General features: G+C 39.8%; 1 rRNA gene. It reads left to right on the top strand.

Going from position 1 to position 372, the window contains the following annotated elements:
- A 16S ribosomal RNA gene (locus tag GJU40_RS20895) occupies window positions 1-51 on the top strand; the annotation flags it as partial.
- Between the last annotated feature and the right edge of the window lie 321 nt (window positions 52-372).

The raw sequence follows: 372 nt of genomic DNA, 5'->3' as shown, positions 1-372 counted from the left end.
AAGTCGTAACAAGGTAGCCGTATCGGAAGGTGCGGCTGGATCACCTCCTTTCTAAGGAATATATACGAGACGTGACGTTTCTGCTTTGTTTAGTTTTGAGAGATCATTCTCTCATATATATTGCAACCTTACGGTTGTAATCATAGAGACAAATTAGCAGCGAGTAGTTCGAGGAAGCAAAGCCTTGGAGGAAACGGAGCTTAGTGATTCTAAGTGAGTACCGGAAAGGCAAAGCTGACGAAGAAATGCGAAGCTGATCATTTGTCGGATGTTCTTTGAAAACTGGATAACGATTAAGCAAGATATTCACTGAGTTTTAACGCTTAGTTTATGTGATTCTCTTTTTAATTTTTAAGAGGAAAAGAAGCTTGG

Source organism: Metabacillus lacus, assembly GCF_009674805.1.
In the GTDB taxonomy this organism is placed as follows: Bacteria; Bacillota; Bacilli; order Bacillales; family Bacillaceae; genus Metabacillus_C; species Metabacillus_C lacus.
This window is presented reverse-complemented; position numbering and strand designations above follow the sequence as displayed.